Source organism: Spirosoma koreense, assembly GCF_054777875.1.
On sequence record NZ_BAAHAC010000005.1, the window covers coordinates 74,590 to 95,095 of the forward strand.

The 20,506-nt window shown below is 50.5% G+C and carries 20 protein-coding genes; 6 read left to right on the forward strand and 14 right to left on the reverse strand.

Annotated elements, in window-relative coordinates:
• The first annotated feature begins 91 nt into the window (after positions 1-91).
• Entirely contained in the window at positions 92-553 is a 462-nt protein-coding gene (locus ACYVC2_RS06120) for a hypothetical protein (protein ID WP_461101419.1), read from the forward strand.
• Positions 554-586: 33 nt separating this feature from the next.
• Here the strand turns inward: ACYVC2_RS06120 and ACYVC2_RS06125 are convergent, their stop codons facing one another.
• The 7 genes from ACYVC2_RS06125 to ACYVC2_RS06155 form a co-directional block, all read right to left on the reverse strand.
• A complete protein-coding gene (locus ACYVC2_RS06125) occupies positions 587-898 on the reverse strand; it encodes a helix-turn-helix domain-containing protein (protein ID WP_461101420.1) in 312 nt (103 codons plus the stop codon).
• Between the two features lie 36 nt (positions 899-934).
• Positions 935-1,390: a YopX family protein gene (locus ACYVC2_RS06130; protein WP_461101421.1), complete on the reverse strand. Its 456-nt coding sequence runs from the start codon at positions 1,388-1,390 to the stop codon at positions 935-937.
• Positions 1,391-1,450: 60 nt separating this feature from the next.
• Positions 1,451-1,804 carry a hypothetical protein gene (locus ACYVC2_RS06135; RefSeq protein ID WP_461101422.1) on the reverse strand — a complete coding sequence of 118 codons (354 nt, stop codon included), beginning with the start codon at positions 1,802-1,804 and terminating at the stop codon, positions 1,451-1,453.
• Positions 1,801-2,220, reverse strand: coding sequence for a hypothetical protein (locus tag ACYVC2_RS06140; RefSeq protein ID WP_461101423.1), 420 nt, complete (start codon positions 2,218-2,220; stop codon positions 1,801-1,803). Before ACYVC2_RS06140 ends, ACYVC2_RS06135 begins: the two co-directional genes overlap by 4 nt.
• A complete protein-coding gene (locus ACYVC2_RS06145; RefSeq protein WP_461101424.1) occupies positions 2,213-2,527 on the reverse strand; it encodes a hypothetical protein in 315 nt (104 codons plus the stop codon). Before ACYVC2_RS06145 ends, ACYVC2_RS06140 begins: the two co-directional genes overlap by 8 nt.
• Entirely contained in the window at positions 2,520-2,882 is a 363-nt protein-coding gene (locus ACYVC2_RS06150; RefSeq protein WP_461101425.1) for a hypothetical protein, read from the reverse strand. The genes ACYVC2_RS06145 and ACYVC2_RS06150 overlap by 8 nt, the downstream gene beginning before the upstream one ends.
• A 159-nt stretch (positions 2,883-3,041) precedes the next feature.
• Positions 3,042-3,245 carry a helix-turn-helix domain-containing protein gene (locus tag ACYVC2_RS06155; RefSeq protein ID WP_461101426.1) on the reverse strand — a complete coding sequence of 68 codons (204 nt, stop codon included), beginning with the start codon at positions 3,243-3,245 and terminating at the stop codon, positions 3,042-3,044.
• Positions 3,246-3,649: 404 nt separating this feature from the next.
• Between ACYVC2_RS06155 and ACYVC2_RS06160 the strand changes: the two genes are divergently transcribed.
• Both ACYVC2_RS06160 and ACYVC2_RS06165 read left to right on the forward strand, forming a co-directional pair.
• Positions 3,650-5,479 (forward strand): hypothetical protein, encoded by a 1,830-nt coding sequence (locus tag ACYVC2_RS06160; RefSeq protein WP_461101427.1) that lies wholly within the window; start codon positions 3,650-3,652, stop codon positions 5,477-5,479.
• A gap of 167 nt (positions 5,480-5,646) precedes the next feature.
• On the forward strand, positions 5,647-6,150 hold the full coding sequence (locus ACYVC2_RS06165; protein ID WP_461101428.1) for a hypothetical protein: 504 nt from the start codon (positions 5,647-5,649) through the stop codon (positions 6,148-6,150).
• A gap of 63 nt (positions 6,151-6,213) precedes the next feature.
• On the opposite strand, the gene ACYVC2_RS06170 is transcribed toward ACYVC2_RS06165, so the two are convergent.
• From ACYVC2_RS06170 to ACYVC2_RS06185, 4 genes are all read right to left on the reverse strand, one after another.
• On the reverse strand, positions 6,214-7,554 hold the full coding sequence (locus ACYVC2_RS06170; protein WP_461101429.1) for a WG repeat-containing protein: 1,341 nt from the start codon (positions 7,552-7,554) through the stop codon (positions 6,214-6,216).
• Positions 7,555-8,202: 648 nt separating this feature from the next.
• Entirely contained in the window at positions 8,203-8,730 is a 528-nt protein-coding gene (locus ACYVC2_RS06175; RefSeq protein WP_461101430.1) for a DUF7452 domain-containing protein, read from the reverse strand.
• Positions 8,731-9,046: 316 nt separating this feature from the next.
• Positions 9,047-9,460 carry a response regulator gene (locus ACYVC2_RS06180; protein WP_461101431.1) on the reverse strand — a complete coding sequence of 138 codons (414 nt, stop codon included), beginning with the start codon at positions 9,458-9,460 and terminating at the stop codon, positions 9,047-9,049.
• A gap of 13 nt (positions 9,461-9,473) precedes the next feature.
• On the reverse strand, positions 9,474-11,594 hold the full coding sequence (locus tag ACYVC2_RS06185; protein WP_461101432.1) for a sensor histidine kinase: 2,121 nt from the start codon (positions 11,592-11,594) through the stop codon (positions 9,474-9,476).
• A 321-nt stretch (positions 11,595-11,915) separates the two neighbouring features.
• Here ACYVC2_RS06185 and ACYVC2_RS06190 point away from each other — a divergent pair, with 321 nt between their 5' ends.
• Complete coding sequence (locus ACYVC2_RS06190) at positions 11,916-12,299, forward strand: RidA family protein (protein ID WP_461101433.1); 384 nt, start codon at positions 11,916-11,918, stop codon at positions 12,297-12,299.
• A gap of 179 nt (positions 12,300-12,478) precedes the next feature.
• On the opposite strand, the gene ACYVC2_RS06195 is transcribed toward ACYVC2_RS06190, so the two are convergent.
• Positions 12,479-13,375: an NmrA family NAD(P)-binding protein gene (locus ACYVC2_RS06195; protein WP_461101434.1), complete on the reverse strand. Its 897-nt coding sequence runs from the start codon at positions 13,373-13,375 to the stop codon at positions 12,479-12,481.
• Between the two features lie 75 nt (positions 13,376-13,450).
• Here ACYVC2_RS06195 and ACYVC2_RS06200 point away from each other — a divergent pair, with 75 nt between their 5' ends.
• Positions 13,451-13,954: a winged helix-turn-helix transcriptional regulator gene (locus ACYVC2_RS06200; RefSeq protein WP_461101435.1), complete on the forward strand. Its 504-nt coding sequence runs from the start codon at positions 13,451-13,453 to the stop codon at positions 13,952-13,954.
• Between the two features lie 301 nt (positions 13,955-14,255).
• The gene (locus ACYVC2_RS06205; protein WP_461101436.1) at positions 14,256-15,533 is read left to right on the forward strand and encodes a sensor histidine kinase; all 1,278 of its coding nucleotides are present in this window, start codon (positions 14,256-14,258) and stop codon (positions 15,531-15,533) included.
• Between the two features lie 15 nt (positions 15,534-15,548).
• On the opposite strand, the gene ACYVC2_RS06210 is transcribed toward ACYVC2_RS06205, so the two are convergent.
• Positions 15,549-16,058: a response regulator gene (locus tag ACYVC2_RS06210; RefSeq protein WP_461101437.1), complete on the reverse strand. Its 510-nt coding sequence runs from the start codon at positions 16,056-16,058 to the stop codon at positions 15,549-15,551.
• 447 nt (positions 16,059-16,505) lie between these two features.
• The gene (locus ACYVC2_RS06215; RefSeq protein ID WP_461101438.1) at positions 16,506-20,495 is read right to left on the reverse strand and encodes a phage tail tape measure protein; all 3,990 of its coding nucleotides are present in this window, start codon (positions 20,493-20,495) and stop codon (positions 16,506-16,508) included.
• Positions 20,496-20,506: the final 11 nt, after the last annotated feature.

The following is a 20,506-nucleotide window of genomic DNA, read 5'->3' on the forward strand; positions in this document are numbered from 1 at the left end:
TTTTTGATTAATCACTGACCTGACCAGTATTGCATAACCAATCAACGTCTTTTATTGACTGATTCATTTACTACCCCTTACCGCTTCGTTGATGAAATCAATTCTTACCGTTGGTCTTGTGGCTGGACTTCTGGCCTGTCAAGCCAAGCAAGAGCCTGAGCCCGGCATCAGACCGGCTGATTTTGTGGGCACCTATCAGTTCACCGGTTCGCTGACCTACAGCCAAGCCACAGAAGGCTATCTTCAGTCACCCAGCAGCCAATCGGGTAATGTGTCGGGCCAGTTGCAAATCAAACCTTTCGGTACCGGTACAGCCATTCAGATTCTGGAAAGCTCGCTCGAGTCAGAAGTAAACAAGCACTATCAGGCCTCGCCCGCTACCCAGCAAATGGTTCCGATTTACGTGGCTGACAAGTCTGAATTCTATGCGGATATGACCGGGCGCATTTACCTAATCAACGACAAGGAAATCAGTCTTACCCGAACGCAAACGACGAAGTACGGAAACACCTATTACACGACCGAACTCTCGCTTCGGGGCGTCAGGAAATAAAGCACTAAATGCTGTGCCATTCCGATCAAGCCATCAGGATTTGCTTTTTCGTCTGGCGGCAAGGATACGACTATCCGCAGCTTCAAGGCTTACCCGAGTCGACTGAATGTAGGCCAGAATCTGCGACACCTCGTACAACGGTTTTTTACCTTCATAGCGTGGGTTGAGTTTACCAATCTTAGTCAAACGATGCACAGTTCCTCGTGATACCCGAAGCGCTTCCATAGTTTGTTTGACATCAAACCAATCCGGTTTATGGTGAAGCAGAATATCCAGCTTCCGCTCGAGTTCATCGACTCGTTTCTGAAGTGCAAAAAAATCCTCGGCCGTGGGTACCTGGGTCATTATGTCAGTGCGTTAGAATTTGTAGATCAATTATCGCTAGCCTGATTCAGCCATGATAGGGGGCAACATACGATAATTTTCGAACACATTCCCAATGACCACATCGGCTAATGCCGGATGGGTAAACGGCTCGAAATCATTGGCTACTGCTGTAGCCGTACCAAACGCGCCGTTTTCAAACGTCACCTGGTGCCAGGCCTCATGCACCGAGTTGTCATGCTCGTCATAATGGCGCCAGTACAGAATATCGCCTTCAAAGATCTTTACCCCATTGGCATCATACACGCCCGTGAACTGCATCAGCACGCAGTCTTCACGCCGGAAAGGATGATCGACAACGGCATAGTTTTCGGCATCGGTTTGGGCCACGTCCCAGGGCCTGTAGACATAATCCGCGGTAAAGGAGGCCACGGGATACAGTCGGCCCGTCGGCTGGTGCCAGACGCGGAATTCGATCGGCCGCGGATCCGTTTTCAGAATGGTGTTCATCATAGTGTGAATACGCCTGACCGCAGTCTGTGCAGCCAGGCGTACTGGATTAGGGAATATATGTTACTGGGTTATCTCTCGCGCGCGCTGCTGATCGGCGTAAATCAGCTCCTGCTGCATGTCAAACAGCATGTCGTTGATCATTGCTATCTGAGCCCGATCCTCGTCGGCTTCGGCCTGCTCGCGGCTGGTCCGCTCTTTGAGTCTGTTCTCCAGATAAGTCCGGTAGTAGGTCAGCGAAGCATGCAGTAGAACGATATCGGACGTTCCGCCGGCGCTATAGGGCTGGGTGGTATACCGCATCTGGATCGAGAGATAAGTCGGCGCGTTTCCGTCGGTCTGTGCGGGGCCTATCTGGCTGTCCGTTTGTGAACGTACATTCGTAATTGCCCCTTGCCTTGAGGTGTGGTTGATCATAGCTCATCCAGGGGCATGTACAGTAAGTAAACGATCTGATAGGCCTGCAAAATTGACGCCCGGCTCAGGGTCACCGGTTGGAACGCCGGGTTGTCGCGACTCAGTCGTACATATCGATTGCTCACGCTTTGCAGCCGCCCTAATATGTAGGTGTCTGGATGGTGAACCGAGCGAAGGGCCACTGGTTTACCAACGCACGATCCCAGCAGATGCGAAATCGGTTGTTGGTGGAGGACAATAGCCCCGCCAACCATTATTTGTCTGGCCATGCTGTCATCCTGAACCGAGATGATCGAGTAGCTATTGCGTTCGTTTTCATTTAAACGCTTCTCATCGAAAAGTCGGTTAAGTTCAGCGCACTGAAAGAAATCCCTGATGACCATTGGCTCGCGCGGGGTGTGGATCTGGCTAGTCATGATCTACCTCCTTATCTTGTATCTGTTCGATGTTTTTCCAGGTCTCCTGAATTTTGGCCACCTGCACCATTAACTGCAGAGTAGAAAACAGATCAGTGATGTGCGATTCTTTGAGCAGGAATTCCTTCGCGGGATCAACCGTGCGATATGGGTCGGCATCGACCAGAAATAGAAAGCGGGAGTAGAACGCGCCGGCAATCAACTCCATTTTGTCGCCAATCGAACTATCGATTGAAAAATCCTTAAGCAGTTTGAATAGGTCCTCCTGGCGCGCCTGCAAGGCGTTTAGTTTCTGAGCATTATTCACGACCCACCTCCTGCTGCCCGGCAGCACGTAGCGAGTGGTTGCAGTCCTTCAGCTCGATCAGGAAGTTGACCAGCCGCAGAATCAGGTGGAGCCGGTTCTTATTAGCTTCCAGCGAAAGATTAGCCGGTGAGGAGGTAAGCCAAAACTCCAGCAGTTCGTTGATGGCTTGAATGGGACTCTGCCAGTCCAGGTAAGCGTCGACCGCGTCGATCAGGGCCGTCTGGGCGTCGTAGACCGCTTTGTCGACGAGTTGCCGGTCATCCGGCGAAATGGGGGATTGGGCCTTGTTTTTGGCCGTTTGCTCAATGGGACTTGCAATAGACCCCCTACCCACGTAGTTTTGCTCCGTGTTCATTTTAAATGTGACTGTTTGAGGTGGCACATAGCCCCAACGTTCAAGTTTCCTAGGCTCTGACGTTGGGGCTTCCTGTGTTTTAACGGTGATTTTCAATCGCTATTTCAACACAATACTAGCAAAACCTTTTATATATAAAAAGTTTTGACGCAAAATTTTTCACACAAGATCTTTCATATTGACCCCGAGAGCGACGGCAATTTTCTGAAGCGTGTCGACTGTCAGATTTTGCTTGCCAGATTCGTAGTTCGTGACAGTAGGCTCGCCAACTCCCAACTTCTCTGCAAGTTCTTTTTGGGTCAATCCTTTTGCCTTTCTCGATTCCCGAATTAATTGCCCAACTCTCTCTTTAGCACCTGACATTTAGCTTAATCCTTTTTTACTTCTAAATATAATGATTAGACCTTGTGATATATCAAAGGTCACCTTGCTTTTTGACCCAACGGTTAAAACTCATTGCTCAGTCAAAAGACAATATGCCCTGGCGTTGTGAATGCGGAGAAGACTCACTGTGCAAATGACCGCTTCCCATCCTATACCCTTGCAGTTTCATATGAAACTGATTATCAGAACAAATAGAATATTGTAGGCGCATTAAAACGAGATTTCTAACTACAAAATAGGGTGTTTTTCCCGTGGGGAATAAGTAAGTAATATAGCTACTTGCCGAGTACTGAAGGACGCCAATAAGAACATGGTGATAAACTTTATCATGGGTATCCCAAGATGTGCTTTAAAGAGTATTGACCTACTAACCAGATTATCCTATGCATATTTTTACATCAAAGCGCCTGATTGCATCTTGGGCCGTGTTCTTCATTTTTATCCTTTTCTCAGATAGTTGTACGATTTTAACAGATCATACAACACCACCGCCAATAACTGGTGTAGGCTTTCAACTTTCAAAATCTGCTGCTGCTCCCTTAGAAGTACTGACAGTAACCTTAGATGAGCCTTCAGATAACAACATGCTTGATGCTAAACTGGGAACGATGGCTGTATCACTGCGTCAAATTGATAGTAAAACATATAGCTTTTTAATTCCTGATGATGTTACGCCAGGTACCTATGCTTTATCCATTTCCAATAGTTCCAAAACAGTTTCATTACTTGTTAAGGAGAAACCTGTAATTGTGAATCCGACTGCTTATGTACAAGATTATGTTAAGCAGGCAATGGATCAGTTTGAAGAGTCAAAAGCATTAGAAGATAGTCTTATAAAGCATAATCTAATATCAGCCACAGCGAATGCTCAAGATCGTCAATCCATTCAGGAAAAACTAAATACTGCTGGTGCTCAGTTTAATGCGCTTTCAGCTAAAGATCAAAAAGCGTACGTTCAGTTTATAGCTGCCAATCGCTCTACACTTGATTCACTAAATCAACTATTGGCTGAGTTCGGTCAGCTTGCACCGCTGGCCAATGGGCGACAAGCTGTCAACTGTCCATTGGGAATAAGGGACGAGTATGCACAGTGTGCTATGGTGAGGCTCGCTTTCCTGGCTTATTTTACAGCATCAAGTTGGGCCGCAATAGCTGTAGGGCTTGAGACATTAGACCTTCCACTAGTTTTGTTAGGGTCCGCTACGTTAGTAATAGCTGCCAGACAGCTTTACGACCTTTTACTTTATAACTTAGCTCTATTTCTAATTTATGCTGACTTAACTTCTATTGTCTTAGAACCAAAGTCTAGTGTTACAATACCAAAACCAGCAAGAAAAGCAGCTGGCGCTGAATTTAAGAATGGAATCGCGCGAACTATAACTTATCGAATACCTCTTAGAAACGTCCAGGAGGAGCAAGACAAAAATTCACCTAATCAAACGATACGTAATTTTGTAGCTTCAATCCAGAAGTTAAGGTCAATCTTCAATGGTAGGCTGGGCGATTTTATAGGCGTTAAGTTTGATTTTTTGCCTTTAAAACAAGGATACATACTGCCGGAGTCTGCCTTAAAGCTATCAGTAACCGTATTGAATAATCCGAATGTAACAGCCAAAATTAGTGGTTTCAATCAAGGGTTATTTGACTTGACATTTTCGACTAATGCGAAAAGTAATCAGACGTTCGACTATAAAGTTAGCTATCAATATGGAGACACGAAAGTTGAACAGATAGCAAGTGGTAATCAATTATCTGTTGATAGCCAGACTGCTGATTACTATTACACAGTTCAGTTCAATGGTAATACATACACATTTCCTAGTGTATATGCTCAGTATATAGGCGGCCGATTCGACATTGTAGGAGATGCTGATAAATTACAAACAGCTATTTTCTTTTATCCAGCCTCGTTGGCAGTTCGAGGACCTAGTATTAACAAATTCCTCTATCACTGTACAACAACTCCTGATCAACCGGATAAATACGTTTTAGGCGCCCACTTGTATGACTTTAACACCCAAAGAGCCATTGAAACGACTTATTCTAGAGGAGCTATCTACGGGTGTGATGCCAGCCAGCCCGACGATAATGCCACGCCGGGTCAATTGGTAATAACCCAAAATGATGGTAGTGTCGTAGAGGGAACGTTTGAATACACGGATTATATCAGCAAGCAACCCGTACAGGGAAAATTCAGAGTACCTATTCGATAGCCTACTCATCAGTTTATCAACAACAATCCCGTCCATTATCAGTGGACGGGATTGTTGTTTGTATCTAATAGGTCAAGCGTCTACTTACCATCCTGCGTTGTTTGCACACTTGTTTCCCAAGAAGCGCAGTTTCTCGACAAAGGTGTACCACACAAAACCGTACAACCATGTCAGATGCATTCGTAATTAACATTCCCGATAAGCAGACGCTTAATAATGCCGCTCAGCTAATGGCCCGCCTGAGTCTGCCAGCGGGCTCTTACGTTATCATTGGCAAGGCGCAAGCGGCTGCCTTGAAACTTAATGGTACCATTGACTTTAATCAACCCTTTGAAAGCAAACTGATATGCCAGGGCGTTGAGGATAGCTGCTTGCTGAACCTCTACTCGGACTCAACCCACGGAGGCAACTGGGGAACGTTTACGCTCACGATTGGGGTCGATCTGCAGCAGGCGGGCGAGGTCGAAATACGCTGTACGCCGGGCAATCCAGGCTGCATTTTGCTGTTCAACGTCGTTATAAGCGCGATCAGGGTGGAGAACATGAAAGTGATCAATGCCGGTCCGCCTGCCCAGGATAGCGACAAGCCCAATCCATTTAGACGGATCATCAGTCAGACAACGACCCTGGAAAAGCCTTCGCTGTTTAAGCTGATTTTGCAAGACTCGTAGCAGTGGGATCATGCGTTCAATCAGCCCGGTGAGTAATAAGAACAATAAGAATATCAGCCCTCTTTACCATTTTGATCCTTTGCCTTTTATAAGAACAAACACACCCTGCTCATTTATATAACCTTCCACCTCAGGCTTTGGGTTATTCCTGTATACGGCATAGGCTAACTTTGAGACAGGATCGAAAGGACTTAAACTCGAAAAGATTGGGGGAATAACTATGTTACCATCAATGTCAACCATACCCTTTGCAGAGTTCAGGCTAAAAATTAACTTATTGTGCTGAAAATGTTCGTCAGCGCTAATGAGGTAGTCTTTAACGTTCGAATATTGTTTCCCAAAATGCGTAAAAGTGCCATTAAGTCTACGTAGATCATACCGTTTACCAGTTGTATCAACAAATATTCTGTCGACTGCCTCTCCTTTCCAAAGATCTGTTCCGCGCCATCTTGCATACCCATTCTTAAAATCTACCCAGTTGTATACGTCAGGTCCAGCGCCGAAATCTTCCATCTTTTGTGCTTTCACACTTATCTTAACTTTTCCAGTTCGATCAATGTAAGCATAGTCAAACTCAGAGTTATCCTTAGGTCTGACTGCAGCAAGTCCACAGTGGAAGTCGTGAGGTTCGATAGAAAAGATAAAATCTGTAATGTTTTGGCCTTTGGTATTAATAAAGGCCCACTTCTTCTCCCCAAACTTGTCGCGCTTCATCACTTTCGCTATACCTTCACTAAAGGGTCTTACTGCATCATACTGGCAAGCAATGACCAATCTTCCCGTTAAATCGCAGAAGCCAAATTTATCTGGTGCGCTTTGACAAATGCATAAATCAGCCTGCTTCCAGCTATCATAATTGATAGATGTGACAGGTGGCTTTATCATTCCATTCTGGAGAATCTGGCTACCATTCCTATACAAAAAATAGCCTTTCCCGGTTTGCGTATACACTAAGGCTTTCCCATTCAGGAAAGGATAGGCAACGGTAAAGCGGGTCGGAAAGGCGGCAATACCTTTCGTGTCGATATAGAGAAGTGAAGCTTTGCTGATGTCAGGTGCTACACCGTGAGGGCGAACTCTAGCAAGTCCATTAACATATCCTTTGAGTGGATAAACATAGCTATTGCCCTTATAATCTGGCACTTGTGCAAACATATTGTCCGCTTCAAATTGATAGCGGAGAAAAGGAATAATCAGTTCGCCTGTAGCACTGATTAAAGCGCTTGCATCGCCTTTGTCAATAACAGCAACACCATTACTGAAGGGGAAGATACGATCAGCCTCAATTACTTTGGCGTTAGGTTCTACGTCCCCTGGTTTAAGGTTTTGAGACCAGGATAGAGTTGAAACCAGACAACACAAATAGAGCAGGTTAATGAACTTTGTACAATCTTGCTTTGCCATTAGTGGGATATGATAATCAAGGTGTGAACTTGAAATAAATATCCGTAATGTATCACACTACAGATAACTTTAATGGCAATATGAAGTCCTTTTTATTGTAAGGCAGTTTTTAGGCCCCAATATCAGCATCTTAATAAATAACTTCTTAAGCCAATTTTATATAAGAGAAACCTTGATTGCTGATACATGAATCCATGTTATTTCGCCACAAAAGGGAGCGATTTTGCGAGACTTCATTTTTTACCATCTGTCAAACTCAGGAAGTTGCATACGGTTTCTCCTTTATTCATTACGAGTGATTTAAGCGCCGTTGACCAAAGCAGCGTTACTAGTTTGTGTGCTGACTCTCCACAAAGCAATTAAGCGAACCGTAATCGACCAGTCAAACAGCCACCACTCCATAGGGATTCGGTGTGCCAAGTCTGCCAACCAACCATTGCCTCATCGCATCCAGGCGAGAGCCATGCTAATTAAGCTGGCCAACAGGACCAATTTTTAAAAATCGCCTAAGCGTGCTAACCCATCATCCCTTAGGATCGTATAGGTTGAGTGTTTGATTAAAGTTAAGGTGGTCGATCCACCATCGGGCCTGGCTTCTAGCCAAAATCGGGCGATTACTGGATGGAAGCGGCTACCCAGGTCAGTGAATCAATTTTTTATAACCAGTACATTAAACGACGTATTGACAATCGCAGATAAATCTTCAGTGTAAATAGCCCAGGCAGAGCCAGTCCAATACACGCCCACGGCTCTGTTGAGATACGCACTAGGAGCACCAGGAGGATTATAGTTGTGGGTCACCAGTATGATATCGTTTTGAGAAGGCGAAGCGTACGATAGGGTGGTAATATGGCTAGTCGTATTCGAAGCCTTGGCCGTATGAATAAAGGCGATGGACTGACCCAGGGCATTGGTTGGTTTAGGCGCTAGTTGTACCCAGGCCGCTCCGGTGTAGTAATAGAAGCCAGCGGTTCCACCGGTCTGATAGACCAGTAAACCCTCAACGGGGGCTGTTACGGCGGTGGTGCTGGCTACCCTGGGCGTCAGCAACCCTTTATTGGTAGAGACCACATCAAGCTGCGCCGATGGAGCGGGGGTGGCCGTGCCAATACCTACCTGCGCACGGGCAGGTAAGGTAAGCAGAAGCAGTGTAGCGGTAAGTATATGGATTTTCATGTCTAAACCGATTAGGCGGCTAAGCTGCAATAGTACCGTAAAGAACCGGCTGAGCGGAGGTATTATTATTTATCGGCGCATAAGCCTGGCCTAACAGACTTTTACAGGTTTGGCAATTGCGAATTTTCTCTATGTGGGTTGTCGTTCCTAGCCCAACAGCTGTGAATCAGTATGAAAAACAGGCTTAGTAGGCCACTCTGCCTAATACGATGGAAATCATACCCCTTTGGAAGTATATCCCTAATCTAGCTGTCACTAACGACAACGGATCTCATGAAGGAGCGATATGTGAGATTCAATCATTAGTGGCTACTGACTACTCCAAGGCTGCGTCTGCCTGTTTCTTACCGATCAATTCCGTCAGCAAGGCGGGCAGAATGGCCAAATCTACCGGCTTAATCAAATGCCAGTCAAAACCCGCTGCCTGCGCCTGCCTTCGGTCTTCCGCCTGCCCATAGCCCGTCAAGGCGATGATCACCACACCCTGACCCCAAGACTGCTCACGCAAGATCCGACAAGTTTCATACCCATCCATGTCAGGCATACTGATGTCTAATAAAATGGCCTGAGGCTGCCAGGATTGAGCAATTGACAGGGCCTGAGGACCACTATCGCCACGCTGTACGCTATACCCGCTCAGTTTCAACGACAGACTCACAATCAGGGAGGCATCCACATTGTCATCCACCACCAGGATGCGCGGGCTAGTTGGGTTGAATTCAGTCTTCATCGATTGCCAAGGATTAAGTGAGCAGGATGGGTAAATATACCACAAACTCACTACCTTGTTCTAAGCCTGGACTATGAGCTTCTACCCGCCCACCATGCAGCTGAACCAGTTGTTGTACTAACGCCAAGCCTACCCCCAAACCACCATGGGAACGAGCCAACGAGGTGTCTACCTGGACGAACAACTCAAAAATGGTCCCCAACTGATCGGCGGCTAAGCCGATCCCGTTATCGCTCACCCGCAGCACTGCCCGTTCATTGAGCCTCTCTAAACTGAGCCATACGTGCCCACCCTCGTGGGTGTACCGTAGGCCATTAGACAGCAGGTTAGCCACCACTTGATTTAATCGAGTTCCATCGCCATCCAGATAAAGGGGATAGTCGGGTAGCTGAGCGCTCAACCGACGACTCGAAGCGGTGTACACCGGTTGCATGGCCTGAACGGTTTGATTGACCAGTAGGGTTAAATCAATCCGTTGTTTATGCAGCTGTATCTTGCCCTGACTGATGCGACTCACATCCAGCAGATCATCCAGCATCCGCATTAAATGATCCATCTGCCGATTCATGATGGGCAACATCGTACTTAGAAACTGCTCCTGTCCTTGGGTCTGAGCCAGTAACTGGAGTCCATTACGCACAGGAGCCAAGGGGTTGCGCAGTTCGTGGGCCAGCATGGCCAGAAATTCATCTTTGCGTCGATCCGCTTGTCGAAGTGCTTCTTCGGCACGCGCCCGCTCGACAGCCACCCAGGTTCGTTCGGCCACTTCCTGAGCTAAGGCCACGTCCAACTCTGTCCACTGTCGGGGTTTGTCCTGCACTACGCACAGAACGCCAACCGGCCTACCTTCTTTGATCACCGGTATGTCAATAAAGGAAATCACCGCCAACTGGATACACAAGCGGCGTAGCGATTCATCGACCAAATTGGTGGTATGGACGTCGTTGACGATGAAGGGTCGGCCCGTCTCAATTACCGCGGTCAACATGGGCATGCTCGTCAGGTCGTAGACGCCGGTTACCGATGGCAAGTCCTGGCGGGCGGCATCCCGGCGAATAATGGCCTGCCCGTCCCGAATCTCGCAATAATAGAAACGGTCAGCCCCGAAATGATCCAGGGCAATTTGAGTCACGGCTTGTTGAATTTGGACCGAGTTCGACAGCGGACTTAGCGCATCGCTTAATCTCACCCGGAACGCATCGGTTTGGGCGACCCTTCGCAATGATTCGTCTGCCTGCTTGCGCTCGGTAACATCCGCCAGCACGCCCGTCAACCGGACGGCCACCGGTGGGGTGCCTTCGAAGGCGGTCGTCGCGTTGACGGCTAGCCACCTCTCCCGCCCGTCAGGGTGCCTCACCCGGAACTCCTCATGTAGCGTGCCGGAGCCAGCCGGGTCGATGGCGCGTACGACAGCGGCAGCGTAACGCGGGGCGTCGTCGGGGTGGAAGGTGGTCACTAGTGCCTCTGCCAGCGAGACGGTGCCGACCGGCGGCAAGCCGAAGTGGACGCGCGCCAAAGCGTCCTCTTCGGTGCGGTCTTCGGCCACGTGCCAGATGAACGTACCCAACTCGGCAGCATTGAGCGCCAACTGAAGCCTGGCTTCGCTGTCACGCAAGGCTTGTTCGGCTCTGGCCCGTTCGACGGCAGCCCAGGTGCGTTCAATGGCATCCTCAAACAGCACTACTTCGCTCGCTGTCCAGGCTCGCGGCCCGCTCGATACAACCCCGGCGGCCCAGATCATGATCTGGCTGCCCCGGCGGACCGATGCGGCCATGAACCCTACAGCACCTAGCCCCGCAAACGAGAGACGTTCCCGCTCCGTCAAGCGGTCATCGGTACGCACATCGGTATAGACGATGGTGCGTTCGGAAATTTCCTTGATTGCCGATGGAAATTCCGAACCCCGATAGGTACCCAGCAGTGGGGGCATGTCGGGACGCCGAGTCTCATGGGTGATCACGAGGGTATCGTCGTTTGGGTTTATGGTGACCAGATAAACCCGATCTGCTCCTAATCGCTTGGCAATCAGTTGAGTCGCTCGATTGCCGACGCCCTTAACGCCGGTTTCGGCGCGCAAGGTATCGCTCAACTTGAGCAGAAATGCCTGGTCTTTGCCATCAGGTGGATTAGGCATGGTATTGAGTGAGAGTAGTTTACAGTAAACCTTGAAACGAAGAAAGGGTTATCAGCCTACCGGTAGAATGTGTCTCTTCAAATGCCCGAATAATAGATACTTCCTCATCTCAGTTAGGAGGGTATTTTGAGATCTAGATAAAGAGTGTCTGCTTGTTAATAGACTAATTTCCTTTTCGTACTTTACTTCCCAACACACGAAAATGACTTTCATGATTTGCCCTCAGCACCGATAGTAGAAAGTAAGCGTCGCCTATTTTTATGTTTAAACTCTATCAATCATAGAGTTAGGGATAAACTCGATGGTCAAATCACAAAAAACATGGCAGAAAGGCAAAATTTTAACACGGCTAAGGCTCCACAGATGAGCCAAGTGTTTCCTCAAGCAGTGCTTGCCGACAACTTTATTTTTTTATCTGGAACTCCAGGTTTAGATATCAGCTCCGGCCAAGTCATTAGTCATGATTTTGAGCAGCAAACCAGACAATGTTTTCACAATATCAAAATCATTTTGGAAGAAGCAGGAAGCGACTTAAGTAAAGTGGTGAAGACGACCATCTTTATGGTGGCTGATAATGATTTTAGTGTTATTAATAAAGTGTATACTGAGTTTTTTCCTGTTAATCCCCCGGCCCGTAGCACCCCTCAGGTGATGCCCTTTCCGGCAGGTATTTTAATTTCGGTTGAATGTATAGCTCTTCAATAGAGACTTAAATTGGAAAGCTATAAACGGCTTTAGCGGCATTATCAGTGCTCGTCCGTTCTTACTGAAAACGAGCTCTGAGATCGGCTAACACAAAACCTTAGCCTCAACGATCGAGGGAGCTAAGGTTGAATGACGCTTACTACTCAAGCTACTAGATCGTTGCTTTTTCACTGGCTAGATCAGCCAACACGGGCTTGGTAGACTTGGGCAAATTCCTGGGCAAATCCAGCAAAAGACCGTCGCCCAAACACCTTACCGGTGCTGTTTTGGTAATAGTCATCCAGTAACCCTTGACCAATAGCCCTACCCATATCGACCATGTAGTGCTGAGCTACATCCGCTTTAATTCCGTTCTGAACTAGAGCGCTCAAAAGTTGTTGATCGGTGAAAGTAACCCATGTTAAATCCGGGCGACCAATGGAGGTGCCCAGAATGGCCGCCAGTTCATGGCCCGTCTTTTGGTCGCTGATGATGTTGACGGCGGTGCTTCCCTGAAATGATAGCGTATTGAAGGCCTGGGCTGCGGCCTCCGCGATATCGTCCGGGTGAGACATGACTAAACTCACATCCCCATCGAAATTATTACCGATAATGCCCTGATGGTGGATCATAGGTATGCTCCCATAGAAATTGGAATAGAAGCCGGCTGGTCTCAGATGCAGGACATGAACGTCTGTCAGTGAACTTAGATATGCTTCTAAACTTTGATAGCCCAGTAAAGGCGGACGACCCGCCAAAACCGAGCCCACACTGCTCAGATTTACTACATACTGAATATGGGCCTGACGGACAGCATGGGCATAATTTTTACCTACGGTTTGAACAAACTGGTTATAGTCAGGGGTGTTGAAAGGAGGGGGGATCATCAAGTAGACGGCATCACTGCCTTGAAACGCCTTCAACACAAAGGCTCCATCCTGGAGTGCCCCAAGGAAAGGGGTTGCTCCCAGGGCGCTTATCTGGAGGGCCCGATCAGGGCTTGAACTAATAACCCAGACCTGGTGACCACTGGCCACTAATGTCTTAATTAAGGGACGGCTAACGTTGCCAATCGATCCCGTTACTGTAATGTTCATTGGTCGGAGAGTTTTTGTGCAAACCAACCGCAGAACGTACTTTTGTACAAGAACTGGTCCCAAAGTAGGTATACCATGACGCCCATAAAACTAGCATCAGTCGTGCAGGAAAATAAGCAGTATGCTTTCCTGAACTGCACCGTCACCTATGTGATGGAAAAGATTGGCGGCTACTGGAAGCCCCTTATTCTGTTTAGCCTGCTAACGGGGGCGAAACGATATAGCGAGATTCGAAAAGCGATTCCTGGCTTGACTGAAAAGGTGCTCATCCAACAACTCAAACAATTGGAAACCGCTGGTCTCGTCATCCGGCGGTCCAAACACGTTGTTCGCCCTCATGTTACCTATGAGTTGTCGGCCTCGGGGAAAGCCTTGCGATCAGTGCTGTATGCGATGGCCGAATGGGCCGTCACAACGGGGGGGGAGAGGAGTCGGTTAGTTTTGCGAAACAGCTGGCTGATTTTCCGGCAGAATCTTCTCTTTCTGAATCTGGCTCCTGAGAGAAACACGACGCCATTGCTGATTAGGATACATCCCGTCTGGATGGGCCAAGAATCGCCCCATCAAGGACGCCTATAGGCCCTCTCGTCTCATTTGGGAGCATTTCGTGAGAATGACTATGCGGGAGCTAAGTGGTGCTGATTGGTTTGCTGGCCACCTACGGACAAATACAGCCTGGGAGACTGCCCCCTAAAGCACCAACCGTCTAGTAGGGAGCCGGCACCCACTTTAAATCGTTTCGCCAGCAACAACCCACTCAAACTGTGGCTACCTTTACTGGACCGGGTGGCCCCTTCAGCTTTCCTGGGTTGCCTACTTTGGCATACCACGGCTGAAGGGGCCGCTTCTCTAGACTGTGAAGGCCTAACCCTGTTCAACCATGAACCCTGCCTCTGCTGCTGACTCCGCTTCCCTTGGCCCCGTAGCTGGCTATCTAACTGCCCGACGTGAAGCCCTGCTCAATAGCTGGCGTACCGCTTGTGAAACCGATGGATTCCTAAAAGGCGTCAAAAGCTTAAGCCGGGAAGAGTTTACTAACAAAGTCCCCTTCCTGCTCAATGTGCTCCAGCAACGACTGCGCCAGCAGCCCGAAGAAGGCCAGGTAGACCTGTTAGCCGCCGAACATGGCCTGCACCGCTGGCAGAAGGGCTATACCCTGACCGAACTCCTGACCGAGATGCACTACTTAGGCCAGATCCTGCTGACAGAGCTGCGTGCTTACTGGCAAGACACTCCCGCCATTGATGGAGCCACCATGAGCAGCGCTTATGAGCAGATCGCTCTTTTCAATAGCCAGATCACCAGTGGCAGTGTGAGCCAGTTTGCCCACTTACAACGCCGGGCAGCCAGCAGCCGGGTGGAAGCCCTGGAGAAAACCCTGGCCGAGTTAAACCAACTGGGCCACCAGCGCAGTGAGCTCCTGCGCCAATCCTCCCATGATTTACGGGGCAGTTTCGGGGCTATTCAGGGAGCGGCCCAGATCTTAAACCAGGTGATGGACTCGGAGCAGGAGCGTCAGCAGTTCCTAGAAATGCTACTACGCAACCTGACCAACAGTCAATCGCTGATCACCCAGCTGATGGACTTAGCCCGCCTGGAAGCCGGCCAGGAGACACTGGCCATCCAGTCGATGGATGCTGCTCAGCTGTTAACCGACCTGGTGGCGGGCTATCAGCCCCTGGCCGCTGAACGAGGCTTAGTGCTAAAGGCCGATGGCCCAGCCAACCTGGTGGTGGACTGTGATCCCCTGCTGCTGCAACGCATCCTGCAGAATCTGGTACTCAACGCCCTTAAGCATACGCCTACAGGCTGGGTGTCAGTAAGCTGGAGTCAGGAGGGTGAGTCCCGCTGGCTGGTGAGTGTTCAGGATTCAGGGCCGGGCTTACCCTCCGCCATACAGGCCGGTTCTCTGGCTCAGGTCTTAGACCCCTCCCCCGAATCTTCGGCCGCCTTTGGCCTGGCCAATTCAACTGCCGATGCAAAGGAAGCGGCCAGCACAAAAGCCTCCCGCTCGGTGTTCAGCCATCCAGGGGAAGGCATTGGGCTATCGATTGTGAAGGGATTGTGTGAGCTGCTGCGAGCCAGTCTGGAGATCGAAAGTAAGCCCGGCGAAGGCACCCTGTTTCGCATCCGGCTGGCCATCCACGGGCAGTCTTGATGCCCCCGGGCTGAACTAGGCGTCTGTGTCTGGGTGGAGGGGTAGCACGCCCTGATCCCACCAGAAATGGCGCAGGCGCTGAGCCAGAGTGAGCCAACCGGGGAGGGTCTGGGGTTTGACAATGTAAAAACTGGCGCCCTGCTGATAGGCCTGGCGCACATCGGCTTGCTCCACCGATGAACTCATCACCAGGATCGGAATCTGTTGGTGACCCTCCAGCAAGCTGCGGATGTCGGTGATCAGCCGAATGCCGGTCTCCCTTTGTGGCAGATAAAGATCCTGGAGAATAAGTTTGGGCAAAACCAGTGGGCCATCGATTCCCTGGGTCAGATAGCTCATGGCCTCTTCGGGTCGGGCGCATCGATGCAGACTCACATCTGGAAACTGTTTAGTCAGGCTAAAGCGTAGAATTGTCCACAGGTCATCCTGATCTTCGATGACCAGTAGGGTGGCTCGCTGGAGGTTATGGTGGTGTAAGCTGGTCTCTGAGTGGTGGTTTAGTGGGGAGTTGTTGCGAGTAATCATGGCCCTGGCGTTAAGCTTGTTCTCACCAGAGTAGCCTTGCTTTGGGGGGTGGTAGGCCATTAGCAGATCGCTCAAGTATAGTTCTATACCGCTGAGAATGGGGTCTGGTTGACAATTTCTTTCTTAATTGAGGGAGTGGGTCGCTGGCTGGAATCGATTGTCACCGCGGATACACCTGTAGGCAGGGCCTGATTCTCTGTTTTCAATAGATTTAAACGCCCGTTAAATGCGATAGTTGCTGATCTTCTATTAATCGCGTCAGTTCTAATTACGCTTAGTCTCAAATTGCCATCTCAGGAATCAATGTCTATTTTTCGGGATACATGTGAGTTTGTGAGACGGTGCCCTTCCACGGCGCTTCCCCTAATAAGGCTTGAAACTTATTAGGGGAAGTTACACTCAAGGCGAGTTGGTTAAATGTGGTTCTGGTACACATTTAGGAGCCTATCAATCTACTTTGTAGCCCAATCGTTTCATCTCGCTACGCATGTCCTTGTAGGTTGTTTTGCCATCTTCCTGCTCAACGACAAAGCCGGGTGCAATGGAGGTGATTTGCTTTTTCTTGCCTTGGTTCTGCATGTGCCTGAACATAGCCCGGGTCAACTCTTTATGCTCGCGCAGTTCAGACGTTAAGCTAGTTAGGTCAATCGACTGTTTCTGAACGCCCCAGCTCGGACTCTGCATGTGCTGAATGATTACCGGTGGCAGGCCGAGACCTCCCTCGCGCATCATGGCCGCAATCGCTTTATGAGGATCATCTACATTCAGCGCTTCCAGCGTCCGATCGTATTTGATCGACGAACGGGCGTTGGTGATGTGCTCATTGCCTTCTACTTCGATGTCCGAAAAAGCCCCCGTGCCGCGGATGCCGCCAGCCTCATGCGAAGGCCCCCGCAGCCGCCCTCCTTTGCGCAGTTGGGTACTGGCCGAGCTCAGGGCCCTGATCTTGGCGACACTGGCGAAGATGGCCGCCGTCATGGCCGCCAGTGTCCCAAAGAAAGCGATCGGCCCTGCAATCGGCCCCAGCTTGATTTCCTCAGCCGCCAGCCGGGTCAGAAACGTAATGCCGTTACTGACGGTCATGGCCGCATTCGATATCGTCGAGGCCGTATCCAGCGCCTGCTGCACCTTTAGCGCATTCCGGCGCACCTGTTCCTCCTGGGCTTTCTGGGCTTTCAGATCATCCAGCTCTTTCTGGCGAAGGGCCAGGTTGTTGGCGTAGCCTTGCTGGTTGCGCTCGGTTTCGATGTCGACCTGCTGTTGCTTGGCGTCGATCTCCCGATCGATGGCCTGAATGCGCTCTTCGCTCTGCTGCACGATCAGACTCGTCACCTCCGTGATGGCATCGCCGATCTGCTGCATGCCCTTGCGGAAATAATCCAGGTGGGTCTGATCCATACCGTCGGTCAGGCCCAGCAGATCGTAGATGTCGCGGAAAGCGGGCGTGTTGGCCTTCAGCTCGTCCTGCTGCTGTTTGAGCTCGTCGACGGCCGCCTGAGTCTGGGAGATCAATAGCGCGTTCTGAGCCTCCCCCTGCTCGCGCAGCAACCGGATGGTTTCCTGGCCATACTTGATCCGGATGGCTAGCTGCGCCTGCTGGCGTTTTTCGAGAATGTCATCCGCGTTGAGCGACGGATCGTTTGCGCGCAGATTCTTGGAAAACTGATCGGTGCTGGTAAAGGCCAGTTCGATACCTTCCTGATCTTTGGTTTGCTTTAAGATCAGATCGACGGCCAGCGTGTTGCGGTCCCGGTTGCGTTTAGCTACCATGGCCTCGTAGACGGCCGTGTTGGTTTTCTCGTTGGCCAGAATCAATTCCCAGGCTTTTTCAAACTCGGCGATCTCCTGCACGGTCCCCGTTTTCGCTAGTATTGCGCGGGCATCATCGCGTTGTTTGAGTAGCGAGTCATACGTTTCGGTATTCTTCTTTTCGAGTAGCAGCTTCTCCTCCCAGAACTTATCGAAAAGTTGCAGTTCGGTTTCGTTGGATCGTTTGGCGAGCTCCAGCAGTTGGTACTCCTGGCGAATCCGCGAGAGTTGCAGATCCCGCGCGCGCTTTTCTTCGATTTGCTTTTCCCGATCCGCGAAAATAGCCGCGATCTGCGGAGCCGAATTGGCGAGCGTGATATTAGTATCCGCGACGACCTGCCGTTTGCCATTGATGACCAGCGTTTTGTCGGATTTAGCGAGTTGTAATTTTTTCTCAATCTGATCCCGCTGCAGCTTTAGCTCCTTCTGATCCAGATCCGCGCGCGCATCGATATACCCCGCGGAATCCTTCTGCAACTGCTCCAGCCGCTCCTTGCCGTAGTCCGACTCCAGCTTCTGGACTTCTTTCAGATAGTCCTGTTTGGCGGCCAGCAGTAACCGGTTGCTTTCGTTCTCATCGTCCAGCGCTTTCTTGCGGGCTTTTTCGCCTTCTTTCGAGGGGCCTTCGTTCAGTAGCTTCGCCAGGTTCGCGGCCTGCTCGTCGGCCTGTTTCTTCAAGCGCGCGACCTGGTTGTCAGCCAGCTTCTTACCCGTACTGGCCGACAGCAGTGCTTCGCGCGACTTGTTGAACGATTCGGCTAGCTTACCGCTATCTTTACCCGTCTGCTTAATCTCAGCCTCCAGTTCCTTACGTAGCCGCTGGTGATCGGCGACGGCTTCGGCGTACACCGCATCACGCTGCTTCTTGACCGTATCGGCCGCGTCGCGTTCGGCTTTGGCCTGCACCTCCCCGCGCTTTTTGTTGAGCTCGGTGATAATGCGCAGATCATCGTCGACCGACTGTTTGGTAGCCGTCACAATGCCCGATTGTTTAGCCTCATTACGGGAAGCGTCCAGGTTAGCCTGACGCTGTTTATTAGCCGCCCGCCCGGCGGTAAACAGCGCGCCGATGAGTCCATCCTGTTCATTATTGACGTAACTGCTGATAAATGTTTTGAACACCGACGTCTTACTGCCGATCTCATTGACAAAGCTGGTGAAGCGCTGCACCATCCCCCGCAGGAACCCGTCGTTGCTTTGGCCCAGGTTTCGAAAGAACGCATCAATCGACGTACCCGCTTTCTTCAGGTCACTGGCCAGGTTGTCGGTGTTCGTGCGGGCCTGTTCGTAGGCAACGTTAGTACCGGTCAGCGTCTCGGTCATTTTGGCGACTTCGTTACGCGCATCGAGCACCTGCTTAGCGGCTACGATATTCTCGGTGCCAAAAATCTTGGCTTGCTCAGACGTCGTGTCGTACTTCTTGGCGGCATTATCAAGGGCGGCATTCAGCCCGACAATCGACGGCCGCAGGTTTTTATCCGTATCCGTTTCCAGCTTCAAGAGCACGTTGCGAAGGGCGGTTCCGGCCTCCGATCCTTTGATCATTTTACCGGCCAGGATCTGAAGCAGGGCGTTGCCCTGCTCGAAGCTGAGGCCCGCGGCTTTCATCGCCGTTCCAGAATTCTTCAGCGCTTCAGCGGTGTCGTTGATTTCACTATTGCCCAGTTTCGCACCCGCTGCGAGTACGTTGGAAAACCGAGCAGCCTCTTCGGCCCCTTCGCCAAACTGCGACAGACTACCCAATAGGGCTTTCGCGGATTCCTCTAAACTCAGTTTCGACGCCTGCGAGAGCGTAATGACCTCCTTCGTCGTCTGCGCGAGTGCTTCGTTGTTTTCCAGCAGTTCGGGCTTGATACCGGCAATGGACTTAAACGCTTCGAGCACTTCCTTGCCAGCCAGACCTGTTTCGCGCTCGATCTTCTGAGCCTGCGTATCCAGATACTCCAGACTTTTGCCTGTGGCGCCGGTAAGCGCGCTGACCTCAGACAGGGCGGCTCCGTACGCGGCCCATTCCTTGGTGCCCTTGATGACCGTACCGGCCGTCGCGGCCACGGCGGTTCCTGCAGCCAGCGTGCCTCCGCTCAGGTTCAGGCCTGCAGCTTCACCCAGCTGATCCAGGGCCGCTTCACCCGCCTGCCCCAGAAAACCGTCTTTCTGATCACCCGACGACTTACCGCCCAGCGAGGGGAGTTTGATGGTAGGAACGGACAGCCCCTTGGCGAATTTGGCCTTTAGTTTATCCCACCACGAGTCAACTTCTTTCAGGGGCGCACTGAGCCGCTCCAGCGCCCTTTCGATCAGGCTGATCTGCTTTTTGAGCTCGCCGTACTGATCGGCCGCGGCCAGCTCGTCCTGACTCTTTTTGATCTGGGCGGTGGTTTGTTTCAGCCGGGCCTGCTCTTTCTCCAGCGATACGACGGCCGCCTGCACCCGCTGGTAGGTCTGCACCTGCTGGCTGAGGTGTTTATTGAAGTCGACCAGTTTGCTGGCCGCTTCACCCAGAGGGTTAAGGCGGGACTGGGCCTTGAGCCGGTCTTCGACCTGACCGAGTGTGGCCGACATCTTGTCCATCTGGGCAAAGAAGTCATTCAAATCAAGGCTGTATTTGGTTTCGATGGTCTGCGCCATGATAAAAACGG